The organism is Pseudonocardia zijingensis, assembly GCF_042657305.1.
GTDB classification, from domain to species: Bacteria; Actinomycetota; Actinomycetes; order Mycobacteriales; family Pseudonocardiaceae; genus Pseudonocardia; species Pseudonocardia zijingensis.
Window position 1 is genome coordinate 455,653 of record NZ_JBHSKO010000004.1, and the last position, 21,248, is coordinate 476,900.

Consider the following 21,248-nt stretch of genomic DNA (forward strand, 5'->3'; position numbering starts at 1 on the left):
CAAGGAATGTTGCGGATCTGCACGATGGGCCGATGGGCAGCACCGAGGGGGACGTCCTCGCCGGGGTCGGACCGCGCTTGCGCGCCCTGCGCCGGGCGCGGGGCACCACGCTTGCCGAGCTCGCCGCGGAGACCGGGCTGACCGCCAGCACGCTCTCGCGCCTCGAGACCGGCAAGCTGCGCCCCACGCTGGAGCAACTGCTGCCGCTGGCCAGGGCACACCGCGTGCCGCTGGACGACCTGGTGGCCGCGCCGCCCACCGGCGACCCCCGCATCCACATGAAGCCCGTGCGGCGCTCCGGCTTCACGGTGGTGCCGCTCACCCGCCGCGCCGGGGGCGTGCAGGCCTACAAGGTGGTCTATCCACCCGCCGACCGGGCCCCCGCCGCGGATCTGCAGACCCACGAGGGCTACGAGTGGTTCTACGTGCTCAACGGGAACGTCCGGCTCGTGCTCGGGGAGCGGGAGTTCCGACTCGGCCCCGGCGAGGCCGCGGAGTTCGACACCCGCATTCCACACCGGATCGGAAGCGTAGACAACCGGCCCGCGGAACTGCTCACGCTGTTCGGCCCCCAGGGTGAGCGCGCCCACCTCTCGCCCACGCGGCACTGACCTGGGGATCAGTCCGTTAGTCCGTTCTGCAGAGCGACGCAGCGTGATCGGAGCGACCCGCGTTCATCATTTCGTGAAATCGCGTAACCGCCGCGATACATCGCACGTTCTCCAAGCGAGGCCTGACCGGGAGAATACATCACCAGCAAGAAAGGACCCTGCCGTGATGGATTCATCACCGATCTACACCGAGCTCGTCGAGGAATTCCGCAGCCGGTCGGCCGCCGTACCCGCACCCTCGCCCGTGGATCCCCCCACCATCGCGTTCGAGGTGCCCGACGCGGCGGTGCCCGCCCCTGTCGGGACCGGCGAGGGCGGCGTGATGGGCGGCGTCATCACCGAGTGAACGCGCGGGCCAGCGGCACCCCCGGCCGGTAGGCCAGGTGCCGGTAGGACGGCGCCTCCAGCACGGCCAGGTCGGCCCGAGCGCCGACGCCCAGGCGCCCGATGTCGTCGCGACGCAGGGCCGCCGCACCACCGGCGGTCGCCGCCCACACCGCCTCCGCGGGCGTCATCCGCATCTCGCGCACCGCGAGGGCGATGCAGAGCGCCATCGACGAGGAGAAGCACGTGCCCGGGTTGCAGTCGGTGGCCAGCGCGACCGTGACCCCGGCGTCCAGCAGGCGGCGGGCGTCCGGGTACGGGCTGCGGGTCGAGAACTCGACGCCCGGGAGCAGGGTCGCCACGGTGTCCCCGGAGGCCAGCGCGTCGACGTCGGCACCGGTCAGGTGCGTGCAGTGGTCGACGCTCGCGGCCCCCAGCTCCACGGCCAGCTGCACCCCGGGGCCGGGCCCCAGTTGGTTGCCGTGCACCCGCAGCCCGAGTCCCGCGGCGCGGCCGGCCTCCAGCACCGCGCGGGAGGCGGGCCCGTCGAAGGCGTGCGGGGACGCGGGCTCGCAGAACACGTCCACCCACCGCGCGTACGGGGCGCAGGCCTGCAGCATCGGGCCGGTGACCAGCGCGACGTACTCGTCGGTGCGGCCCGCGTACTCCGGCGGCACGACGTGCGCGCCCAGGAACGTGGTCTCCCCGGTGACCTCGCGGGCCAGGCGCAGCGCCCGCGCCTCCTCGGCGACGCTCAGGCCGTAGCCGCTCTTGACCTCGACCGTGGTGGTGCCCTGGCCCCGCATCTCCGCCACGAGCGCAGCCAGGCGTGCGCGCAGCACCTCGTCGTCCGCCGCGCGCGTGGCCTCCACCGTGGACGCGATGCCGCCGCCGTCGTAGGGCACCCCGGACATCCGCGCCTCGAACTCGCTCGACCGGTCGCCCGCGAACACCAGGTGGGTGTGGCTGTCGACGAAACCGGGCAGCACCGCCCGCCCGTCGACGTCCACCCGCTCGTCGGCCGCCGGGGCCGCGGCGGCGGGCCCCACCCACGCGACCCGGCCGTCGTCCACCACAAGCGCCGCGCCGGTGACGATCCCCAGCGGACCGGGCCCGAGCGCGGGGTCGTTCGTGACGAGCTCGGCGATCCCGGTGACGAGCGTGCTCACGAACCCTCCCAGACCGGGGCGATGGCGTCGGCCAGCAGCCTGCCCACGTCCCCGAGCACGTGCGCGCCGTCGCGGACCACGACACGCCCGTCGACCACCACCGTGTGGACGTCGTCGGCGCCGGCGGCCATCACCACCTGCTCCGGTGCGACACCGGCCGTACGCGGGCGATCCAGCCGCACCGCCACGAGGTCGGCGCGGGCACCGGGGGCGATGCGCCCCACGTCGGGCCAGCCGAGAGCGGCGTGCCCGTGCGCGGTGAGGGCGTCCACCAGCGCGCCGGGCGCGAGGCGACCACGCTCGCCGGAGGCCAGCCGCTCGTGGGACTCGACGAGCCGGGCCTCGGCGAGCAGGTCGACGCTCGCGTGCTGGTCGCTGCCGACCACCAGCGGCGACCCGGCCAGCCGCAGCGCGCGGAACGGGCCGATGCCGTCGGCGAGGTCGGCCTCGGTGCTCGGGCAGGCGCAGACGCTGGTGGCCGAGTCGCCGAGCCGGGCGATGTCGTCGGCGCCGAGATGGGTGGCGTGCACCGCGGTGGTGCCCGGCCCGAGCACGCCCTGCTCGGCGAGCAGCGCGGTGGGCGTGCTCCCGTAGAACGCCTCGCACGCCTCGTTCTCCTGCGGCTGCTCCGACAGGTGGACGTGCAGGGGGCGCGTTCCCGCGGCCGCCGCGACCACGGGCAGCTGCCCGGCCGGCACCGCCCGTACCGAGTGCACGGCCGCCCCGAAGCGGACGCCGTCGGTGTCGGCGAGCCGGCCGGCCCGCTCCGCCCACGCATGGGCGTCGCCGTCGCCGAACCGCACCTGCACCCCCTCCAGCGGGGTGTGGCCGGTCCGGCCGAGCCCGCCGGTGAGGTAGCAGGTGTCGAGCAGCGTGAGCCGCACGCCCGCGTCGGCGGCCGCCTGCACGAGCGCCTCCCCCATCGCGTTCGGCTCGGCGTAGGGGGTGCCGTCGCGGTCGTGGTGCAGGTAGTGGAACTCCCCGACGCAGGTGACGCCGGCCAGCGCCATCTCGGCGTACGCAGCGCGGGCCAGCGCGAGGTAGCGGTCCGGATCGAGCCGCGCCGCCACCGCGTACATCCGCTCCCGCCAGGTCCAGAACGTGCCGCCGCCGTCGTGCGTGCGCCCGCGCAGCGCGCGGTGGAACGCGTGGCTGTGGGCGTTGGCGAAGCCGGGCAACACCAGCCCGGCGAGCCGCTCGTCCCCGGGGCCCGGATCCGCGCCGGGCGTCACCGACGCGATCCGGCCGTCGTCGACCGCCACCCGGACCCGGTCCCGCGGGCCGCCGTCCACCCAGGCCCGCTCGCACCAGAACGCCGTCATCCGAGCTCCTCGACCACCCGGGCCAGCGCGTCGACGCCGCGGTGGCAGTCCTCGGGGTCGGCGTGCTCCTGCGGGGAGTGGGACACGCCGGTCGGGTTGCGCACGAACAGCATCGCCGTCGGGATCCCGGCGGCGGAGAGGATCCCCGCGTCGTGGCCCGCACCGGTGGGCAGCACCGGTGCCGCGAGCAGCCCGGCCAGCCGGTCGCGCAGGCCCGCGTCGAACGCGGTGGCCCCGGTCCAGGACTCCTCCACCGGCTCCGTGCCGGCCGCCGCACCCACCGCGGCGACGACGGAACGCACGTCCGCCTCGGCGGGACCACGGGCGTCCAGCCACGCCGTGACGCGCGACGGGATCGCGTTGACCCCGTTCGGCTCCACGCGCAGCTTGCCGATCGTCGCGAGCGCGTCGTGCTCCCCCGCCGCCCGCCGCGCCGCGATGACGGCCTCGGCGAGGTGCAGCATCGGGTCGTCGCGGTCGGCGAGCCGGGTGGTGCCCGCGTGGTCGGCGCGGCCGCGCAGGTCCAGCCGCCACCGGCCGTGCGGCCAGATCGCGCTCGCCACGCCGACGGGCGGCCCGCCCGGGTCGTCGACGAGGGCCCTCCCCTGCTCGACGTGCAACTCGACGAACGCGCCCACCCGGCGCAGGGCCTCGGCGTCCGGGCCGACGTGGTGCGGGTCGAGCCCGGCCGCGGCCATGGCCTCGGCCACGGTGGTGCCGTCGGCGTCGGTGAGCGACCGGGCGCGGTCCGGGTCGAGCGCGCCGGTGATGATCCGGCTGCCCGCGCACGCCACACCGAACCGCGCACCCTCCTCGTCGGCGAACACCGCGATCCCCAGCGGCCGGCCCGGCGTCCACCCCCGTGCGCGCAGGGCGTCCACCGCCGCGAGCGCGGACACCACGCCCAGCGGCCCGTCGAACGCGCCCCCGTCGGGCACCGAGTCCAGGTGGCTGCCGAGCACGAGCCCGGGCCCGTCGGCGTCCGGGTCGCCCCACCAGGCCCACAGGTTGCCCGCGCGATCCGCCGTGAGCTCCAGCCCGCGCGCCCCCGCCTCCCCCGTGAACCACTCGCGCAGGGCCGCGTCCTCGCCCGTCCACGCGAAGCGGCGGTAGCCGCCGCTTCGGGCGTCCCGGCCCACCGGGTGCAGGTCGGCCCACATGCCGTCGAAGGTCATCCCAGGACCTCCGGTCGGGGCTCCCGGAGGTTCAGGAACGCCACGTTGCTGTACTGCAGGTTCATGAACATGGCGTTCCTGAACCTCACCGCTCCCCCATCGGGATCCGGAGGCCGTGGGCTTCTGCCGTCACCACCGCCTTCTCGTAGCCCGCGTCCACGTGGCGGAGGACGCCGGTCGCCGGGTCGTTCGTGAGGACGCGTTCGATCTTGGCGGCGGCCAGGTCGGTGCCGTCGGCCACCGTGACCTGGCCGGCGTGGATCGAGCGGCCCATGCCGACGCCGCCGCCGTGGTGGATCGACACCCATGTCGCCCCGGACGCCGTGCTGACCAGCGCGTTCAGCAGCGGCCAGTCGGCGATGGCGTCGGAGCCGTCGGCCATGCCCTCGGTCTCGCGGTAGGGCGAGGCCACGGAGCCGGTGTCGAGGTGGTCGCGGCCGATCACGATCGGCGCGCTGATCTCGCCCGATGCCACCAGCTCGTTGAACCGCAGCCCGGCCCGGTCGCGCTCGCCCTGCCCCAGCCAGCAGATCCGCGCCGGCAAACCCTGGAACGCCACCCGCTCGCGGGCGGCGCGGATCCACCGGTGCAGCCGGTCGTGGTCGGGGAAGAGCTCCAGCACGGCGTCGTCGGTGACGGCGATGTCGGCCGGGTCGCCCGACAGCGCGGCCCAGCGGAACGGGCCCTTGCCCTCGCAGAACAGCGGCCTGATGTAGGCGGGTACGAAGCCCGGGTAGGCGAAGGCGCGGTCGTAGCCGCCCTGGCGGGCCTCGTCGCGCAGGGAGTTGCCGTAGTCGAAGACCTCCGCCCCGGCGTCGAGGAACCCGACCATCGCCTCCACGTGGCGGGCCATCGACTCCCGCGCCCGGTCGGTGAACTCCTCGGGCTTCTTCACCGCGTAGTCGTCCCAGTCCGCCAGGTCGACGCCGTCGGGGAGGTAGGACAGCGGGTCGTGCGCGGAGGTCTGGTCGGTGACGATGTCGACCTCCACCCGGCGGCGCAGGAGCTCCGGCAGCACGCGGGCGCAGTTGCCGACCAGGCCGACCGACAGCGCCCGCTGCTCCTTCTTCGCCGCCAGCACGCGCGCGACGGCGTCGTCCAGGTCGTCGGCCAGCTCGTCGAGGTACCGGTGCTCGACGCGGCGCCGCAGCCGGGCGGGGTCGACGTCGATCACGAGGCAGACGCCGCCGTTGAGCGTGACGGCGAGCGGCTGCGCACCGCCCATGCCGCCGCACCCGCCGGTGACGGTGAGCGTGCCGGAGAGGGATCCGCCGAACCGCTTCTCCGCGACGGCCGCGAACGTCTCGTAGGTGCCCTGCAGGATGCCCTGGGTGCCGATGTAGATCCACGAGCCCGCGGTCATCTGCCCGTACATCGTGAGGCCGAGCTTCTCGAGCCGGCGGAACTCCGGCCAGGTCGCCCAGTCGCCCACCAGGTTGGAGTTGGCGATCAGCACCCGCGGCGCCCACTCGTGCGTGCGCAGCACCCCGACCGGGCGGCCGGACTGCACGAGCATCGTCTCGTCGTCGGCCAGCGAGGTGAGCGTGCGGACCATCGCGTCGAACGACCGCCAGTCGCGCGCCGCACGCCCGGTGCCGCCGTAGACCACCAGGTCGTCGGGCCGCTCGGCCACCTCGGGGTCGAGGTTGTTGCAGAGCATCCGCAACGGGGCCTCGGTCTGCCAGGACCGCGCGGTCAACGTGGTTCCGCGCGCCGCGCGCACGGGACGAGCACCCTCCATCACGAACTCCTCTCAGTGCTCCATCAGCGCAGGGGACCGGTGACGCCCTCGGCGGCCGCGAGCACCTCTCCGGACACGACGAGCCGCACCGCCGCCTCGATCTCCGGTGCCAGCCAGCGGTCCGGCCCGGGCCCGGCCACCTCGGCCCGCAGCCGGTCGCGCACGGCGCCGGTGGCCGCGGCGGGCGCGAGCGGCGCGCGCAGGTCCAGGGCCCGCGCGGCGGTGAGCAGCTCGATCGCGACCACCCTCGTCAGCCCCTCGACGGCGCGGCGCAGCTTGCGCGCCGCGGCCCAGCCCATCGAGACGTGGTCCTCCTGCATCGCGCTCGACGGGATCGAGTCCACCGACGACGGCACCGCCAGCCGCTTCAGCTCCGCCACGATCCCCGCCTGCGTGTACTGCGCGATCATGTGACCCGAATCGACACCCGGATCGTCGGCCAGGAACGGCGGCAACCCGTGGTTGCGCGCCACGTCCAGGAACCGGTCGGTGCGCCGCTCGCTCATCGACGCCACATCCGCCGCCGCGATCGCCAGGAAATCCAGGACGTAGCCCAACGGGGCGCCGTGGAAGTTGCCGTTGCTCTCCACCCGCCCGTCCGCGGTGACCACCGGGTTGTCGACGGCGGCGGCCAGCTCGCGACCGGCGACGGCCTCGGCGTGGGCGACCGTGTCCCGGGCGGCGCCGTGCACCTGCGGGGAGCAGCGCAGCGAGTACGCGTCCTGCACGCGCGTGCAGTCGGGCGTGCGGTGGCTGGCCATGATCCCGGACCCCGCCAGGAGCGCCCGCAGGTTGGCCGCGCTGTCGGCCTGCCCCGGGTGCGGGCGCAGCGCCTGCAGGTCCGCGGCGAACACCGCGTCCGTGCCCATCAGCGCTTCCACGCTCATCGCGGCGGCCACGTCCGCGGTGCGCAAGATCGCGCGCAGGTCGTGGCAGGCCAGCACCAGCATGCCGAGCATGCCGTCGGTGCCGTTGATCAGCGCGAGGCCTTCCTTCTCCACCAGCGCGACGGGCTCGATCCCGGCCGCGGCGAGCGCCTCCGCCGCGGGCCGCAGCGTGCCGGACGCGTCGCGCACCTCGCCCTCGCCCATGGCCGCCAGTGCGCAGTGCGCCAGCGGCGCGAGGTCCCCGGAGCAGCCCAGCGACCCGTACTCGCGCACCACGGGGGTGATGCCCGCGGTGAGCATCGCCGCGTACACCCGCGCGGTCTCCGGGCGCACGCCCGTGTGCCCCGTCGCCAGGGTCGACAGGCGCAGCAGCATCAGCGCGCGGACCACCTCGCGCTCGACCTCCGGGCCCGAACCCGCCGCGTGCGAGCGCACCAGGCTGCGCTGCAGCTGGGCGCGCCGGTCCACCGGGATGTGCCGCACGGCCAGCGCCCCGAACCCCGTCGAGATCCCGTAGTGCGGCCGCGTGTCGTCGGCGAGCGCATCCACCACCTTCCGGCCCGCCGCCATCGCGCTCTCGGCCTCGGGAGACAGCTGGACGCCCGCCCCTTCCCGGGCGACGGCGAGGACTTCTGCAGGGGTGACCGGTCCGGTTCCGACGGAGATGCTGCGCACAGGCCCATCGGACACCCGCGGGGCACCGCCGCACCACGACCGAACGCGCGAATCCGTCCGGGATCCCGGACAGTTGGGTACGGTCACGCGCATGCCCCGCCCGGTGAAGGTGCCCGCGGCGCACCAGGTGCTGGCGATCCTGAGCCACCTCGGGCGGCAGGCCGGGCCGGTGCCCGCGGCAGCGGTCGCGCGGGAGCTGGGGCTCCCCCGCTCCACCACCTACCAGCTGCTGGCCACGCTGGCCGAGAGCGGGTTCGTGGTGCACCTCGCCGACGACCGCCGCTACAGCCTCGGGGTGGCGGCCTACGAGCTCGCCACCGGCTACGCCCGCCAGGCGCCGCTGCAGCGCGTCTCGCGGGTGCCGCTCGCCCGGCTCGTCGACCGCACCGGGCACACCGCGCACCTGGCCGTCATGCACGGGCGGGAGGTCATCTACCTCATCGAGGAGCGCGCGCCGGGACGTCCGCCGCTGGTCACCGACGTCGGTGTGCGGCTGCCCTCCCACCTCACCGCGAGCGGCCGCGCGATGCTCGCCGCCCTGCCCGCGGCGCAGGTCCGCGCCCTGTTCCCGACCCAGGACGCCTTCGTCACCCGCCACGACCGGGGCCCGCGGTCGCTCTCGGCACTGCGGAGGCTCCTCGTCGAGGCGAGGCGGTGGGGACACGCCGTGGAGGACGGTGAGGTGACCCCCGGTTTCGCGACGGTGGCCGTGGCCGTGCTCGACCACACCGGCCACCCGGTGGCGAGCGTCGCCGTCACGGTGCCGCAGGCCGAGTTCCGGCCCGACCTGCGAGGCGCGGTCGTGGCCGAGGTCGGCCGGACCGCACGGGCGATCGCCGCACAGATCAGCGGGCACACCCCGCAGCCCGGTCCCACGACCGCGGCGACGAGCGGTGTCAGCCGGCCGACCTCGTCCGGTAGCGCAGGGGCGACACCCCGACCTGGCGTTTGAAGGCGGTGCTGAACGCGCTCTCGGACGCGTAGCCCAGGTCGGCGGCGAGCGACCCGACGCTGACGTCGTCGTCGCGGAGGGCGCGCTGAGCCAGCAGCATCCGCCAGCGGTGGAGGTAGGTCAGCGGCGGCACGCCCGCCACCGTCCGGAAGCGTTCGGCGAAGGACGTGCGCGACATCGCCGCCGTGCGCGCGAGCTCCTCCAACCGCCAGGGCCGTCCCGGTTCGGCGTGCATCACCGTGAGCGCCGGGCGCAGCCGTTCGTCGGTGAGCGCCCGCAGCCACCCCGGAGGGAGCTGGGCCTGCTCGAGGTAGGCGCGCAGCACCTCGAGCACGAGGAGCTGGCCGTACTGCCGGATCGCGAACGCCGACCCGATCCGGTCACCCGCCACCTCGGCGAACAGCCGGTCGAGGCTGCCGCGCAGGTTGGTGGCGGTGGCGGCCGCCGCCCGGACGTGCGCCACCGGCGGGAGTGCCTCCAGCAGCAGGGCCTGGCCGGCCGGGCTGACCTCGACGCGGCCGCCGATGACGACGTCGTGCGTGCCGCACTCGGCGCCGGTGAGCCGGGTGGAGGGATCGATCTCCTCCGGGACGATCTGGCGAGGCGGCCCGTCGCCGGTGCCGCCCCGCAGGTCCAGCCACGACCGGTCGTTCAAAATCGCGACGTCACCCGGTTCGAGCTCGATCGGACCGTCGGCACCGTCGGTGGTGAGCCGGACCCGCCCGCACACCACCGCGATGAGCTTCAGCGCGTCGGCGACCGCGGACCGGGAGACCCAGGGGCCGCGCACCGCGAACCCCCCGGTGAGGAGACCGCGCACCTCGACGAGGTCGAGCACCTCGGACAGCTGGTCGCCCCGCACGTCCGTACGATCTCGCAGAAGATCCGGACGGTCAATCATTCAGAGTACGGTCCGGGCGGCGCAGGCTTGATCCCATGACCCACAAGCAACACCCCATCGGATCGGGCTTCACCGCGGCGTCGACGGCCGACGAGGTGCTCGAGGGCATCGACCTGACCGGCACCAACGTGATCATCACCGGCGGCCACCAGGGACTCGGCCGGGAGACCACCCGCGCCCTGGCCGCGGCGGGCGCGTCCGTCACGGTCGCGGCCCGCAACCCGGAACGCGCCGCCGCGGCGCTGGCCGGGATCCCCCGCGTCGAGACCGACCGGCTGGACCTGCTCGACCCGCCGTCGATCGACGCGTTCGCGGCCCGCTACCTCGCCTCCGGCCGCCCGCTGCACGTCCTCGTCAACAACGCCGGCGTCATGGGCGGTCCGCTGGTGCGCGACGCCCGCGGGTACGAATCGCAGTTCGCCACCAACCACCTCGGCCACTTCCAGCTGACCCTGGCCCTGCTGCCCGCGCTGCGCGCCGCGCACGGCGCCCGCGTCGTCAACGTGACCTCCGGCGGCCACCGACTGTCCGACATCCGCTGGGACGACCCGCACTTCGCCGACGGCTACGACGAGATGGGCATGCTCGGGTACGGCCAGTCCAAGACCGCCAACGTCCTGTTCGCCGTCGAGTTGGACCGGCGATGGGCGGGCGACGGGATCCGCGGCTACGCCGTGCACCCCGGGGTCATCCTCGGCACGAACCTGGGCCCCTGGATCGCCGAGGGGGAGCAGCGCACCCCCTGGGTGAGCGACGACGAGCGGCGGGCCATGGGCCTGTTGGACGACGAGGGACGGCCCATCCGCGATCCCGCGCGCGGGACGAAGAATCTGCAACAGGGGGCTGCCACCACCGTGTTCGCGGCGACGAGCCCGCTGCTCGCCGGGATCGGCGGCGTGTACCTCAAGGACAACGACATCTCCCCGCTGGACTCCCCGCGGCCCATCGCCTTCGGCGCGGAGGCGGACATCCCGTCCGAGGTGGTGCCGCACGCCGTCGACCCGGACTCGGCCCGCCGGCTCTGGGAGCTGAGCGAGCAGCTGCTCGGCCACGAAGGTCCGCGACCCGGCAGCGACCAGCCCGTTCTCGTCGCCGACGACTGGACGAGCAATTCCCCACTCGATCGTTGCTCAGCACGGAACGGCGCCTGGTCCTCCGGGGTTCGACCAACCCGCCCGAGCAGGACCTCACGGCGGCTGTGACAGCCCCGGTGTGCGGCTCGCGCTGATCACACGCGGCATCGGCCGCCCGCCCGGGAGCCCTCGTTTGATGGGAGGACCGCCTCCTGGTGGCGCCGCGCGCGCAAAGGGGCAGGCGCCCCGGCCTGCCCGCGGAGCCTGCCGGAGCGGCCGCAGGGGCTCGCAGCTCACGGGTCGTGCAGCGATCGCGCAGCGACGCCGAAGGCGCCCTTGAACTGGGAGGGGCGGCCCCGCACGATGCGCGGCGCCGTCAGGAGGCCACCGCGGACGGGCACCAGCGGCGCCGTTCGGACTTACTCGTCTAGGCCGCAGCACCCGGGGGACGCGGCACCCGGCGCAGGCCGAGGGGGCGGGTCCGGCTCGGGACGACCACGGTCAGCTCCGGGTGGTCGCGTTCGGCCACGGCGACCGCGCGGGAGGGGTGACCGGGGTTGCGCTCGAACATGTCCCAGTGCATCGGCACGAGCACCTCGGCGCCCGCGGCCACGGCGAGGCCGACCGCCTCCTCCGCCGACATGTTGCCGACGATCCCGGCGGCCTCCCGCTGCGCGTCCCGGCCGTTGACCGGGAGCAGCACGACGTGCGCCTCCCGCCGCGCGACCTCCTCGGCGAGCCCGGGGTAGGCCAGGCAGTCGCCGGAGTGGAACACGCGGGTGCCGCCGAGGTCCACGACGTAGCCGAGGAACCGCACCAGCCCGCCCGAGAGCTCGGCGCCCGTGCCGTAGGCGTCGGTCATGTCCACGCCGTGGTGCGCGGGTACCGGGTCCACCCGCACCGGGCCGACCGCGACGGGCCGCCCCGGCTGCGCGGGCACGATCAGCTCCGGGGCGATCCCGAGCGCCGCGACGCGCTCGACGACCGGTTCCGGCACCACCCAGCGGGCCGTCGACCCCGCGGCGGCGAACGCGCGGGCCACGTCGACGTCGAGGTGGTCGCCGTGCTCGTGGGTGACGAGGACGGCGTCCACCCCGGCGGCGTCGGCCGCGGGGAACGGCGGCGGGAACCGGCGCGGGCCCTCCGGGGTGAGGTACGGGTCGACGAGCACCGTCGCGCCGCCGCCGCGGAGCAGGAACCCGGCCTGCCCCAGCCACCACAGCAGCACCTCGCCCTCGCCGACCGGCGCGCCCGCCGCGTCGGCGAACGTCCAGCCCACGGCCGGCTCCCTCACGCCGGCACCGGCGCGCCGGGCACGAGCAGGCCCTGCTCCCGCAGCGCGGTCCACAGCCCGGCCGGGACGTCGTGCCGGAAGGCCTCGAGGCACGACGCCGCCTCCGCCGCGTCCTTCACCCCGGGGATCACGGCCGCGACGGCCGGGTGGTGCAGCGGGAACTGCACCGCGGCCGCGGCCAGCGGCACGCCGAACCCGGCGCACACCTCCTGCAGCCGCCTCGCCCGCTCCCGCTCGTCCGCCGCGGCCTCCCGGTAGTAGTAGGTGGCCCCCGCCACCGGGCCGGTGGTGAGGATCCCGGACGCGAACACCTGGCCGATCACGACGCCGACGCCGCGCTCGGCGCAACGGTCCAGCTCCGCGAGGCCGCCCTGCTCCATCAGCGTGTACGGGCCCGCCACGAGGAAGAGGTCGGGGTCGAACAGGTCCAGCCAGTGCGGCACCAGCCCGATCTCGTTGATCCCGAACCCGACGGCCCGGATCACGCCCTGCGCCTTGAGGTCCTGCAGCGCCGCCCACCCGGACCGCAACAGGTCGGCGGTGTGGGCGTCCATCCGCGCCTGCGGGGCGAGGTGGACCAGGTCGAGGTCGTGCACGAGCAGCACGTCGACCGCCGAGACGCCCATCCGCTGGATCGAGTCCTCCAGGGACCGCAGGACGCCGTCGCGGGAGTAGTCGTGGTGGACCTCCCACGTGGCGAGGTCGCCGATCCCGGTCCGCGCCGCGGGCCGCTGCGCCGCGCGGGCGGGCCGGATCAGGCGCCCGACCTTCGTCGAGAGCACGAACGGCTCGCCGTCCCCACCCGTGGAGCACCGGCCGCCGAGGAAGCGGCCCAGCCGCTGCTCGCTGATCCCACGCCCGTAGAACGGGGCGGTGTCGTAGTAGCGCACCCCGGCCGCCCAGGCCGCCTCGAGCGCGGCGGCCGCGTCGTCGTCGGAGTACCCGGGCCGGGGGAACTTGAGGGCGCCCCCGCCGAAGCCGAGCGTGGTGACCTCGACGCCGGTCTGCCCGATCTCCCGCGTCGCCGTCGGATCCATGCCCGTCACGGGACGGGGGTGAGGGCCGAACCCGCCGAGAACCAGGACCGGATGTTGTCGATCACGCACTGGTCCATGTCGCTGCGGGTCTCGACCGTGTTGCTCGCGATGTGCGGCACGAGCACGACGTTGTCGGCGTCGATCAGCGCCTGCGGGACGTTCGGCTCGTCGTCGAACACGTCGAGGCCCGCGCCGCCGATCGCACCGCTGGTGACGGCGTCGACCAGCGCCGGCTCGTCGACGAGCCAGCCGCGGGCGACGTTGACGAACACGCCCTCCGGGCCGAGCGCCGCGAGGGTCTCGGCATCGACGACGTGCCCCACCCCCGGCCCGCCCGCCGCGCACAGGAACAGGAAGTCCGACTCGCGCGCGAGCTCGACGCCGGAGCGGTGCAGCGGGTAGGCGACGTCGGGCGCCGGGCGCGGGTCGTAGTAGGAGATCTGCATGTCGAACGCCTCGAGCCGCTTGGCGAGCGCCCGGCCGATGCGGCCCATGCCGAGGATCCCGGCGCGCTTGCCGGAGAACCGCTTCCCGGACACGGCCTGCCCGCCCGCGGCCCACTGCCCGGTGCGCAGCCAACGGTCGCCCGAGGTGATCCGGCGCGAGACATCCATGGCCAGCACCACCGCGGTGTCGGCGACGTCCTCGTACAGCACCGGGGTGGTGGTGACGACGACACCGCGCTCGCGGGCGGCCGCGAGGTCGGTGCGCTCGAGCCCGACCCCGAACAGCGTGACGATCTCCAGCTTCGGCAGCGCGTCCATGATCGCCGCCGAGATGCCGATCATCGGGTTGGACAGGGCGCCGCGCACCCGCTCCGCCGCGGGCCCCAGCGAACCCGCGACGTCGTCGAGCGAGGCGACGTCGTGCAGGACGAAGTCGGCGCCGAGCGCCTCGACCACGGCCGGTCGCTGCCTGCCGATCACGGCGAGCTCGATCCGTTCCGACGTGCTCACGAGGACCCCCTGGGGTATCGGGAGACCGAGGTCTCCTTGCTGGTCATGAACTCGAGCAGAGCGGGGCGGCCGGCCTCGGTGGCCGCGACGCCCCGCTTGATCGCCGGCACGATCTCGGCCGGGTCGGTGATCCGTTCGCCGAAGCCGCCCAGCGCGCGGGCGAACGCGGCGTAGTCGCCGGAGATGTCGGTGGAGCGGTAGCGCTCCGTGGACACGGGCATGCGGGACAGCTCGATCGCCATGCTGTGGTTGTTGAGCAGCACCGACAGGATCGGGATCCGCTCGCGCACCGCCGTCTCGAAGTCCATGCCGGTGAAGCCGATCGCGGCGTCACCCCACACGTTGACGCACAGCATGTCCGGCCGGGCGAGCTTCGCCCCCATCGCCAGCCCCAGCCCGTACCCGAGCTGCGTGGTCTTGCCCCACCCGAGGTAGGTCAGCGGGCGGGTGGTCGTCCAGAACGGCGAGAGCTGGTCGCGAGGGCTGCCCGCGTCGTGCGTGATGATCGTGTTCGCCACGTCGACCGTGTGCTGCAGGTCCCACAGCACCCGGTACGGCGAGAGCGGGGTCTCGTCGGAGGTGAGCCGCGGCATCCACTCGGCGAGCCACTCCTCGCGGATCCCCGCGATCTCGGCCGCGACCGGTCCCGCGTCCCGGGACGGGCCGAGCACCCGGCGCAGCTCGTAGAGCAGCGCGTCGAGCGTGAGCGCGGCGTCGCCGATCAGGCCGATCTCCGCGGGGAGGTCCTTGTTCAGGTGCATCGGGTCGAGCGTCGCGTGCACCACCCGCTTCCCGAACGGCAGCTGCGTGCCGAACGGCGTCTCGGTGAAGCTGCAGCCCACCCCGAAGATCACGTCCGCCCCGTCGAGGAACGAGCGCACCGGCTTGGGGATCGCCAGCCCGCCCGACCCGAGCGCGAGCGGGTGGTCCTCCGGGAAGGCGCTCTTGCCCTCCAGGCTGGTGGTCACCGGCGCGGCCAGCAGCTCGGCGAGCTCACGCAGCTGCTCCCACGCCTTCGCGTAGTGCACGCCCTGCCCCGCGTAGATCACCGGGCGCTCGGCCTCGGCGAGCAGCCGCGCGGCGCGGCGCACGTCGGCCGGGTCGGGCCCGTAGCGGGTGCGCACCACCGGGGTGTAGGCCAGCGGCTCGGGGACCTCCTCCTCCCACAGGTCGACCGGGATCTCCACCAGCACGGGGCCGCCGCGGCCGTTGCGCAGCCGCGTGAACGCCCGCCGCAGGACGTTCGGCACGTCGGCGGCGCTCACGATCGGCTCCGCCGACTTGCTGACCGAGGCCATCTGCCGGGACGCGTGGTAGTTCGGGTCGACGTACGCCAGACGGCGCGGGTAGCCCGCGGGCAGCACGAGGATCGGCACCGACTCCGAGTACGCCTGCGCGATGCCGCCGTACGCGTTCTCGGTGCCGGGCCCGTGCTGCATCGCGAACACCCCGACCGTGGCACCGCTCGTCACCCGCGACATCGCGTCGGCCATGTGCAGGCCGGTGCGCTCCTGCCGGACCACGACGGGCCGGATCCCGGCCACCGCCGCCTGCTCGATGACGTCGTTCACCGGGTAGCCGGTGAGGATCTCGACGCCCTCGCGCACGAGGATCTCCGCAACGGCCTCCCGCACCTTCACGGCCCGGCCACCAGCCGGTCCGCCAGTTCGGTGTTCACCAGGTTCTCCGGACGCTTCCCGGTGAGCACGTCCCGGACACTGCGCGCGGCCATCCGGCACATCTCGCGCCGGGTGGTGCCGGTGGCGCTGCCCAGGTGCGGCAGCAGCACGACGCGTTCCCGCAGCTCGAGCAGCAGCGCGTCCACCTCGGGCTCGCGCTCGAACACGTCCAGCCCGGCTCCGGCGATCATGCCCTCACGCAGCGCCGCGGCCAGCGCCGCCTCGTCGACGATGGGCCCGCGCGCGGTGTTGATCAGCATGGCGGTGGGCTTCATCGCCGCGAACGCGGCCGCGTCGAACCGGTGGCGCGTGGAGTCGAGCAGCGGCGCGTGCACCGACACGAAGTCGCTGCGGGCGAGCAGCTCGTCGAACTCGGCGTAGGTCACCCCGAGCTCGCGCTCGTCCTCGGCGGGCAGCCGCTGCACGTCGTGGTAGAGCACGGTCATGTCGAAGCCGCGGGCGCGCCGGGCCACCGCCCGCCCGATCTGGCCCAGCCCGAACAGGCCCAGCGTGGCGCCGTGGACGTCCACGCCCATCTGCTCCTGGTTGACCCGCCAGTGCGTGTACCGCCCGGCCCGCAGGAACGCATCGCCCTCCGGGATGCGCCGGGCCGTGGCGAGCAGGAGCGCGAAGGCAAGGTCGGCGGTGGCGTCGGTGAGCACCCCCGGGGTGTTGGTGACCGCCACCCCCGCCCGGGTGGCCGCGGGCACGTCGATGTTGTCGTAGCCCACCGCGACGTTGGCCACCACCCGCAGCCGCGGGCAGGCCGCCAGGAACTCGGCGTCGATGCGGTCGGTGAGCAGGCAGATCAGCCCGTCGTACGTGCTGGCGGCCGCGCGCAGCTCCGCCGCGGGCAACGGGGTGTGGTCGCGGCGCAGGTCGACCGTGATCCCGGTGCCCTCGAACTCCTCGAGCGCCTCGTCCACGATCTCCTGGGAGACGAAGACGCGGCTCATGCGTACTGCCCCGCCTCCGGCACGCGCACCTCCCGGCCGCCCTCGAAGGCGTCCGCGATCGCCTTCGTGGCCGCCGAACGCATCAGCGCGGCGTCGGACCCGACCGTGAACATCCCGTAGCCGCGGGCGTGCCAGCGGCGCACGGTGGCGGCGCTGTCGCAGTGGATCCCGGCCACCTTCCCGTGCCTGCGGCAGGCCTCGATGATCGTCTCGATGAGCTTCTCGTGCTCCGGGTCGGTCGCGTTGAGCGTGGGCGTCATGCCGTGGCCGAGCGCGAGGTCCGACGGCCCGACGTACACCGCGTCGACCCCGGGCACCTGCAGGATCGCGTCCAGGTTCCGCACCCCGCCCGGCGTCTCGATCATCACCGCGACGATCGTGCGCCGGTTGGCCGACTCGGGGCTGTAGTCCGGCACGTCCAGAGCCGCGCGGATCGGGCCCCAGCTGCGCGAACCGACGGGCGGGTACTTGGCGGCGCGCACCGCGGCCCGCGCGTCCTCCTCGTTGTCGACCATCGGCACGATCACGCCCTGCGCGCCCGCGTCGAGCGCCTTCATGATGTGGTCGGGCTGGTTCCAGGGCACCCGTACGAACGCAGGCGTCTGCGTGATCGACAACGCCTGCAGCATCGGCATCATCTCGTCGTAGCCGATCACGCCGTGCTGGGTGTCGATGCACACCCAGTCGAAGCCGCAGCGGCCCATCAACTCGGCCGAGAACGAGCTGGGGATCGAGCACCAGCCGCCGATCGTCGCCTCGGTGCCGTCCCACAGCTCACGCAGTGACTTGCCCATGGATCTCCTCCTGCTGGTCGTTCCCGTCAGGCAAAGCTCAGCTCTCGGCGCGACTCGATCCTGGATTCGTCCAGGTCGGTGCCCAGCCCCGGCTCGGTGGGCGGGGTGACCTTCCCGTCCACCGGGTGCACCGGGTGGGCGAGGAACCACTGGTGGATCGTGTTCCACTTCACGAGGTACTCGACCATCGGCGTGAGCGTCGCCGGCTGGGCGAAGCTGAAGTGGGTGTTCGCGGGCACCGAGTGGCCGTGCGGGATGAGCTGCACGTCGTACGTGCTCGCCAGCGCGGCGATCTTGAGCATCTCGCTGATGCCGCCCGCCCAGTAGGTGTCGGGCTGGTAGACGTGCATCGCGCCCGCGGCCATGAGCTGGTGCAGGCCCCATCGCGTGTACTCGTGCTCCGCGCCGGACACGAGGATGTCGTTGCGCATCCGCCGGGTGATCTCCACGTACGACTGCGGCTTGTCCGGCATCACCGGCTCCTCGATCCAGCGCGGCGCGAACTCCGCGAGCCGGTCGGCCATCTGCAGCGTGTACGGCACGTCCCAGGACATCCACGCGTCCACCATGATGTCCACGTCCGGCCCGACGGTCTCGCGCAGCGCCGCCACCAGCGCGACGTTCGCCCCCATCCCCGCCCGGCCGTCGACCGGGCCGTGCCGCGGGAACCACTTCGTGGCGGTGAACCCCTGGCTCACGAGCTCCAGCGCGCGCTCGCGGACCCGGTCGGGCTCCAGCGAGTAGCCCAGCGCCGAGGCGTACGCCGGGATCTCCGCCCGCGTCGGACCACCGAGGAGCTGGTACACGGGCACGCCCAGGTGGCGGCCCTTGAGGTCCCACAGCGCGCAGTCGAGCGCGCTGATCGCCATCATGTCCACGCCCTTGCGCCCGTGCACGCTGTGCCGGTACAGGACGTCCCACAGGTACTCGGTGGCCAGCGGGTCCTGGCCCACCAGCAGCGGCCCGAGCCGGGTGGCGACGAGGTAGGCCTGCTCCCGGGTGATCGGCCCGGCCGTGCCCGTGACCCCGTCGTCGGTCTCGACGTGCACGAACACCGAGGTCATCCGGTAGGACCCGGACCCCTCGCGCGGCAGGAACTCCGGGCCCTGCGCCCGGAACTGGGGGTAGATGTCGACCGGGCGGATCAGCCGCTCCTCCCAGAACGCGCCCGGGTGGTCGAGGGTGCCGGTGTACTCCACGCAGCGGACGGCTGCGATCTTCACGGTCGGTTCCCTTCCTCGTCGATCAGCTCGTCGTCGGGCCGGCGGAGTAGGGGTTCCCCTGCGCTGTCAGGTGGTGGCGCGCGAGAAGGCGTCCTTCATCTTCGAACGCCGCTCCGGGAACTGCGCGGGGTCGAACTCGTCCGACCGGATCCAGCCGATGTACTCCTGCTCGGCGGCGATCAGACGGTCGGCGGCGGCCGGGAGTTGCGCCGCGATCTCGGCCGGCACCAGCAGCACACCGTGCTTGTCGGCGTGCAGCAGGTCACCGGGCCGCACGAGCGCCCCGCCGACGGTCACCGGCTCGCCCACGCTCTCCACCCGGGCGTACCCGTGCGACACCGACGCGGCGCGCGCGAAGAACTGGAAGCCCATCTCGTGGGCCTCGTCCAGGTCGCGCACCGACCCGTCGGTGACCACGCCCGCGCAGCCGAGCCGCTGGAACGTCGTGGCCATCACCTCGCCCCAGAGCGCGCCGTGGGCCGGTTCGTCGTCGAGGTCCTGCACCACCACGATCCGCGGGCCCGGCACCGACCGCACGTGCGCGATCAGCTCGTCCGGGCCGTAGCCGTCGGCCTTCCCGCGGGCCCGCATCGTGGCCGTGGCCGCGTACCCCACCATCCGCGGCAGGTCCGGGAACATGCACCGCACGTCGTAGCGCAGGTAGCCCTCGTCCCAGGGACGGACGTCGAACAGCTCGATGGCGTTGGACAGCGTGGGTGAGTCGTAGCCCTTGAGCGCCTCCAGCACGGAGGGGTCCAGCGCGGTGGACATGGTGCTCCTCTCGATCCTCTGCCGCTCCGCGCGGGAGCGGCGGCGGGGATGGTGTCGGCGGGCGCGGCAACGGCGGCACCGCACGGCGGCGCCCGTCGGGATGTCGAGGGCGGACGGGATCCGGTCGGCGCGGGTGCGCCGCAGTCGCTCCACGAGGTTGCCCGACGCTAACATCTGGACTGACCAGATTGGAAGACCATCGGTGGAGTCGGGCCGACCGGACGACGGAGACCCCATGGCCGAAACGCACGTGCTGGTGGCGGAGATCGTTCCGTTCCTGCTCTCGCGCGGATACGGCCCCAACGAGCGGGCCCCGTCGGAACGGGAACTCGCCGAGCGGTTCGGGGCCAGCCGCACCCAGGTGCGCGAGGCGCTGTCGGTGCTCGAGGCCCTGCGCCTGATCGAACGCAGGCCCAAGTCGGGCATCTACATGACCACCGAGTCGGCGAGCATCGAGGCACTGCGCCTGTACGCCGAGATCGGCGTCCCGCTCTCCGGCGACATCGTCGGCGAGATCGTGGAAGTACGGCGCATCCAGGAGATCGAGGCCATCCGCCTGGCCTGCCGCCGCCACCGCCAGGAGAACGTCGACGCGCTGCGCGCCTGCCTCGACGAGTGGACCTACGTCCTCGAAGAACCGGGCCGCCTCGCCGAGCTGGACCGCCGCTTCCACACAGGCATCGTGCGGGCCGCGCAGAACAGCGTCCTCCTGCGCCTCGTCGACCTCTTCTACCGCATGACCGAACGGCGCAGGCTGTTCTACTTCGGCGACCCCGAGCGCGCCCGCCAGTCCCTGCGCGAGCACGAGGAGATCCTCACCGCCCTCACCGAGCGCGACGAGGAACGCGCCGTCCGGCTGCTCGACAAGCACCTGTCCAGCGCCGGCCGCTACTGGGACTACCTGCTCAACGGCTCCCCACCGGCGCAGACCCACCCCGCCTGATCGCGAGCCGCACACCAGGGTCCCCAGGGCTGCTGCGAGGTTCTGTTCGGGCGGCGAGATCATGGCGTCCGGCGCGGACAGCGGCGATCAAGGGGAAATGGTCGTCATTCGATCTCTGGGAGCGACCATCTCCCCTTGGTCAACAATTTTGGACCGCCGAGCCGCACACCACAGCAGCCGGGACCACCGCGACGTACTGCCCGACGCGACGGCCGCCGCCCGCCCCACCCGCCGACGACCGGCGAGCGGCACGAGCCGCACACCACAGTCGCCGGGACAACCGCGACGTACTGCTCAAGCTGCTTGATCGAACCGAACAGCACCCCAGGGCTGGCACCACGACAGTCAGGTACTGCTCGGGCGGGCGGGGCCATGGCGCCCGGTCCGTGGCGTCGATCAAGGGAAAATGGTCGCAGTTCGATCTCCACGAGCGACCATCTCGCCTTGGTCGACGATCCCGGCACCTTGAGCCGCACACCACGGTCACAGCCCGGACTGCGAGGTCCTGCTCAGGCCGGCTGTGGAGGCCGAGGGCCACCCGCTCGCCTCCTGCTCGAAGGCGTCACCCGCGACACCCGCGGCCGGGGGCTCGAGTGGTTCAGCGTCTGGCACCGCGCCAACACCGTCTTCGACATCGACGCCCGCGTGGCCGGCGAGCCCGCGGGGATCGGCCGGGAGCAGGCCGACCGGCTTCGTTCGCTCGTGAGGGAGCTCGACTCGGCGCTGGCCGAGCTGCGTGCCGACGACGTCTGAGCCGTAACGGAT

20 protein-coding genes are annotated in these 21,248 nt (G+C 74.0%); 6 read left to right on the forward strand and 14 right to left on the reverse strand.

The window, feature by feature from the left end:
• The first annotated feature begins 32 nt into the window (after positions 1 to 32).
• Positions 33 to 611: a helix-turn-helix domain-containing protein gene (locus ACFPL3_RS12000; protein ID WP_343939918.1), complete on the forward strand. Its 579-nt coding sequence runs from the start codon at positions 33 to 35 to the stop codon at positions 609 to 611.
• Positions 612 to 777: 166 nt separating this feature from the next.
• Positions 778 to 957 (forward strand): hypothetical protein, encoded by a 180-nt coding sequence (locus tag ACFPL3_RS12005; protein ID WP_343939920.1) that lies wholly within the window; start codon positions 778 to 780, stop codon positions 955 to 957.
• On the opposite strand, the gene hutI is transcribed toward ACFPL3_RS12005, so the two are convergent.
• From hutI to hutH, 5 genes are all read right to left on the reverse strand, one after another.
• On the reverse strand, positions 947 to 2,104 hold the full coding sequence (gene hutI / locus ACFPL3_RS12010) for an imidazolonepropionase (protein WP_343939922.1): 1,158 nt from the start codon (positions 2,102 to 2,104) through the stop codon (positions 947 to 949). The two genes, ACFPL3_RS12005 and hutI, sit on opposite strands and share 11 nt — an antisense overlap.
• Entirely contained in the window at positions 2,101 to 3,426 is a 1,326-nt protein-coding gene (locus tag ACFPL3_RS12015) for a formimidoylglutamate deiminase (protein ID WP_343939924.1), read from the reverse strand. The genes hutI and ACFPL3_RS12015 overlap by 4 nt, the downstream gene beginning before the upstream one ends.
• Positions 3,423 to 4,601 carry an allantoate amidohydrolase gene (locus ACFPL3_RS12020; protein ID WP_343939926.1) on the reverse strand — a complete coding sequence of 393 codons (1,179 nt, stop codon included), beginning with the start codon at positions 4,599 to 4,601 and terminating at the stop codon, positions 3,423 to 3,425. The genes ACFPL3_RS12015 and ACFPL3_RS12020 overlap by 4 nt, the downstream gene beginning before the upstream one ends.
• A gap of 85 nt (positions 4,602 to 4,686) precedes the next feature.
• The gene (gene hutU / locus ACFPL3_RS12025; RefSeq protein ID WP_343939928.1) at positions 4,687 to 6,342 is read right to left on the reverse strand and encodes a urocanate hydratase; all 1,656 of its coding nucleotides are present in this window, start codon (positions 6,340 to 6,342) and stop codon (positions 4,687 to 4,689) included.
• A 23-nt stretch (positions 6,343 to 6,365) separates the two neighbouring features.
• A complete protein-coding gene (hutH, locus tag ACFPL3_RS12030; RefSeq protein WP_379588923.1) occupies positions 6,366 to 7,904 on the reverse strand; it encodes a histidine ammonia-lyase in 1,539 nt (512 codons plus the stop codon).
• 91 nt (positions 7,905 to 7,995) lie between these two features.
• On the opposite strand from hutH, the gene ACFPL3_RS12035 reads away from it, so the two are divergent.
• Positions 7,996 to 8,856, forward strand: coding sequence for an IclR family transcriptional regulator (locus tag ACFPL3_RS12035; protein WP_343945010.1), 861 nt, complete (start codon positions 7,996 to 7,998; stop codon positions 8,854 to 8,856).
• On the opposite strand, the gene ACFPL3_RS12040 is transcribed toward ACFPL3_RS12035, so the two are convergent.
• Positions 8,801 to 9,718 carry an AraC family transcriptional regulator gene (locus tag ACFPL3_RS12040; RefSeq protein WP_343945011.1) on the reverse strand — a complete coding sequence of 306 codons (918 nt, stop codon included), beginning with the start codon at positions 9,716 to 9,718 and terminating at the stop codon, positions 8,801 to 8,803. The two genes, ACFPL3_RS12035 and ACFPL3_RS12040, sit on opposite strands and share 56 nt — an antisense overlap.
• 74 nt (positions 9,719 to 9,792) lie before the next feature.
• Here ACFPL3_RS12040 and ACFPL3_RS12045 point away from each other — a divergent pair, with 74 nt between their 5' ends.
• Positions 9,793 to 10,959, forward strand: a complete 1,167-nt coding sequence (locus tag ACFPL3_RS12045) for an SDR family NAD(P)-dependent oxidoreductase (protein WP_343945012.1) — start codon at positions 9,793 to 9,795, stop codon at positions 10,957 to 10,959.
• A 298-nt stretch (positions 10,960 to 11,257) separates the two neighbouring features.
• On the opposite strand, the gene ACFPL3_RS12050 is transcribed toward ACFPL3_RS12045, so the two are convergent.
• The 8 genes from ACFPL3_RS12050 to ACFPL3_RS12085 all read right to left on the reverse strand — a co-directional run bounded on the left by ACFPL3_RS12050 (position 11,258) and on the right by ACFPL3_RS12085 (position 19,540).
• Positions 11,258 to 12,124, reverse strand: a complete 867-nt coding sequence (locus tag ACFPL3_RS12050) for an MBL fold metallo-hydrolase (RefSeq protein WP_379588926.1) — start codon at positions 12,122 to 12,124, stop codon at positions 11,258 to 11,260.
• Positions 12,121 to 13,161, reverse strand: a complete 1,041-nt coding sequence (locus ACFPL3_RS12055) for an aldo/keto reductase (RefSeq protein WP_343945014.1) — start codon at positions 13,159 to 13,161, stop codon at positions 12,121 to 12,123. The genes ACFPL3_RS12050 and ACFPL3_RS12055 overlap by 4 nt, the downstream gene beginning before the upstream one ends.
• Before the next feature lie 5 nt (positions 13,162 to 13,166).
• Complete coding sequence (locus ACFPL3_RS12060; protein ID WP_343945015.1) at positions 13,167 to 14,117, reverse strand: 2-hydroxyacid dehydrogenase; 951 nt, start codon at positions 14,115 to 14,117, stop codon at positions 13,167 to 13,169.
• A complete protein-coding gene (locus tag ACFPL3_RS12065; RefSeq protein WP_343945016.1) occupies positions 14,114 to 15,757 on the reverse strand; it encodes a thiamine pyrophosphate-requiring protein in 1,644 nt (547 codons plus the stop codon). The genes ACFPL3_RS12060 and ACFPL3_RS12065 overlap by 4 nt, the downstream gene beginning before the upstream one ends.
• Positions 15,754 to 16,752 (reverse strand): 2-hydroxyacid dehydrogenase, encoded by a 999-nt coding sequence (locus ACFPL3_RS12070; RefSeq protein WP_343945017.1) that lies wholly within the window; start codon positions 16,750 to 16,752, stop codon positions 15,754 to 15,756. Before ACFPL3_RS12070 ends, ACFPL3_RS12065 begins: the two co-directional genes overlap by 4 nt.
• Positions 16,749 to 17,546 carry an HpcH/HpaI aldolase family protein gene (locus ACFPL3_RS12075; protein ID WP_343945018.1) on the reverse strand — a complete coding sequence of 266 codons (798 nt, stop codon included), beginning with the start codon at positions 17,544 to 17,546 and terminating at the stop codon, positions 16,749 to 16,751. Before ACFPL3_RS12075 ends, ACFPL3_RS12070 begins: the two co-directional genes overlap by 4 nt.
• 26 nt (positions 17,547 to 17,572) lie before the next feature.
• Positions 17,573 to 18,769 (reverse strand): enolase C-terminal domain-like protein, encoded by a 1,197-nt coding sequence (locus tag ACFPL3_RS12080; RefSeq protein ID WP_343945019.1) that lies wholly within the window; start codon positions 18,767 to 18,769, stop codon positions 17,573 to 17,575.
• A gap of 66 nt (positions 18,770 to 18,835) precedes the next feature.
• Complete coding sequence (locus ACFPL3_RS12085) at positions 18,836 to 19,540, reverse strand: RraA family protein (protein WP_343945020.1); 705 nt, start codon at positions 19,538 to 19,540, stop codon at positions 18,836 to 18,838.
• 235 nt (positions 19,541 to 19,775) lie between these two features.
• On the opposite strand from ACFPL3_RS12085, the gene ACFPL3_RS12090 reads away from it, so the two are divergent.
• Positions 19,776 to 20,483 (forward strand): FadR/GntR family transcriptional regulator, encoded by a 708-nt coding sequence (locus ACFPL3_RS12090; protein ID WP_343945021.1) that lies wholly within the window; start codon positions 19,776 to 19,778, stop codon positions 20,481 to 20,483.
• Positions 20,484 to 20,927: 444 nt separating this feature from the next.
• Entirely contained in the window at positions 20,928 to 21,236 is a 309-nt protein-coding gene (locus tag ACFPL3_RS12095; protein ID WP_343945022.1) for a hypothetical protein, read from the forward strand.
• The last annotated feature ends 12 nt before the right edge of the window (positions 21,237 to 21,248 follow it).

What these genes read in the sequence shown, in the direction of transcription:
- ACFPL3_RS12000 (WP_343939918.1), top strand. Translation starts at nt 33, where the DNA reads ATGGGCAGCACCGAGGGGGACGTCCTCGCCGGGGTCGGACCGCGCTTG.
- ACFPL3_RS12005 (WP_343939920.1), top strand. Translation starts at nt 778, where the DNA reads ATGGATTCATCACCGATCTACACCGAGCTCGTCGAGGAATTCCGCAGC.
- ACFPL3_RS12015 (WP_343939924.1), bottom strand. Translation starts at nt 3,426, where the DNA reads ATGACGGCGTTCTGGTGCGAGCGGGCCTGGGTGGACGGCGGCCCGCGG.
- ACFPL3_RS12020 (WP_343939926.1), bottom strand. Translation starts at nt 4,601, where the DNA reads ATGACCTTCGACGGCATGTGGGCCGACCTGCACCCGGTGGGCCGGGAC.
- hutU (WP_343939928.1), bottom strand. Translation starts at nt 6,342, where the DNA reads ATGGAGGGTGCTCGTCCCGTGCGCGCGGCGCGCGGAACCACGTTGACC.
- ACFPL3_RS12035 (WP_343945010.1), top strand. Translation starts at nt 7,996, where the DNA reads ATGCCCCGCCCGGTGAAGGTGCCCGCGGCGCACCAGGTGCTGGCGATC.
- ACFPL3_RS12045 (WP_343945012.1), top strand. Translation starts at nt 9,793, where the DNA reads ATGACCCACAAGCAACACCCCATCGGATCGGGCTTCACCGCGGCGTCG.
- ACFPL3_RS12055 (WP_343945014.1), bottom strand. Translation starts at nt 13,161, where the DNA reads ATGGATCCGACGGCGACGCGGGAGATCGGGCAGACCGGCGTCGAGGTC.
- ACFPL3_RS12070 (WP_343945017.1), bottom strand. Translation starts at nt 16,752, where the DNA reads ATGAGCCGCGTCTTCGTCTCCCAGGAGATCGTGGACGAGGCGCTCGAG.
- ACFPL3_RS12075 (WP_343945018.1), bottom strand. Translation starts at nt 17,546, where the DNA reads ATGGGCAAGTCACTGCGTGAGCTGTGGGACGGCACCGAGGCGACGATC.
- ACFPL3_RS12085 (WP_343945020.1), bottom strand. Translation starts at nt 19,540, where the DNA reads ATGTCCACCGCGCTGGACCCCTCCGTGCTGGAGGCGCTCAAGGGCTAC.
- ACFPL3_RS12090 (WP_343945021.1), top strand. Translation starts at nt 19,776, where the DNA reads ATGGCCGAAACGCACGTGCTGGTGGCGGAGATCGTTCCGTTCCTGCTC.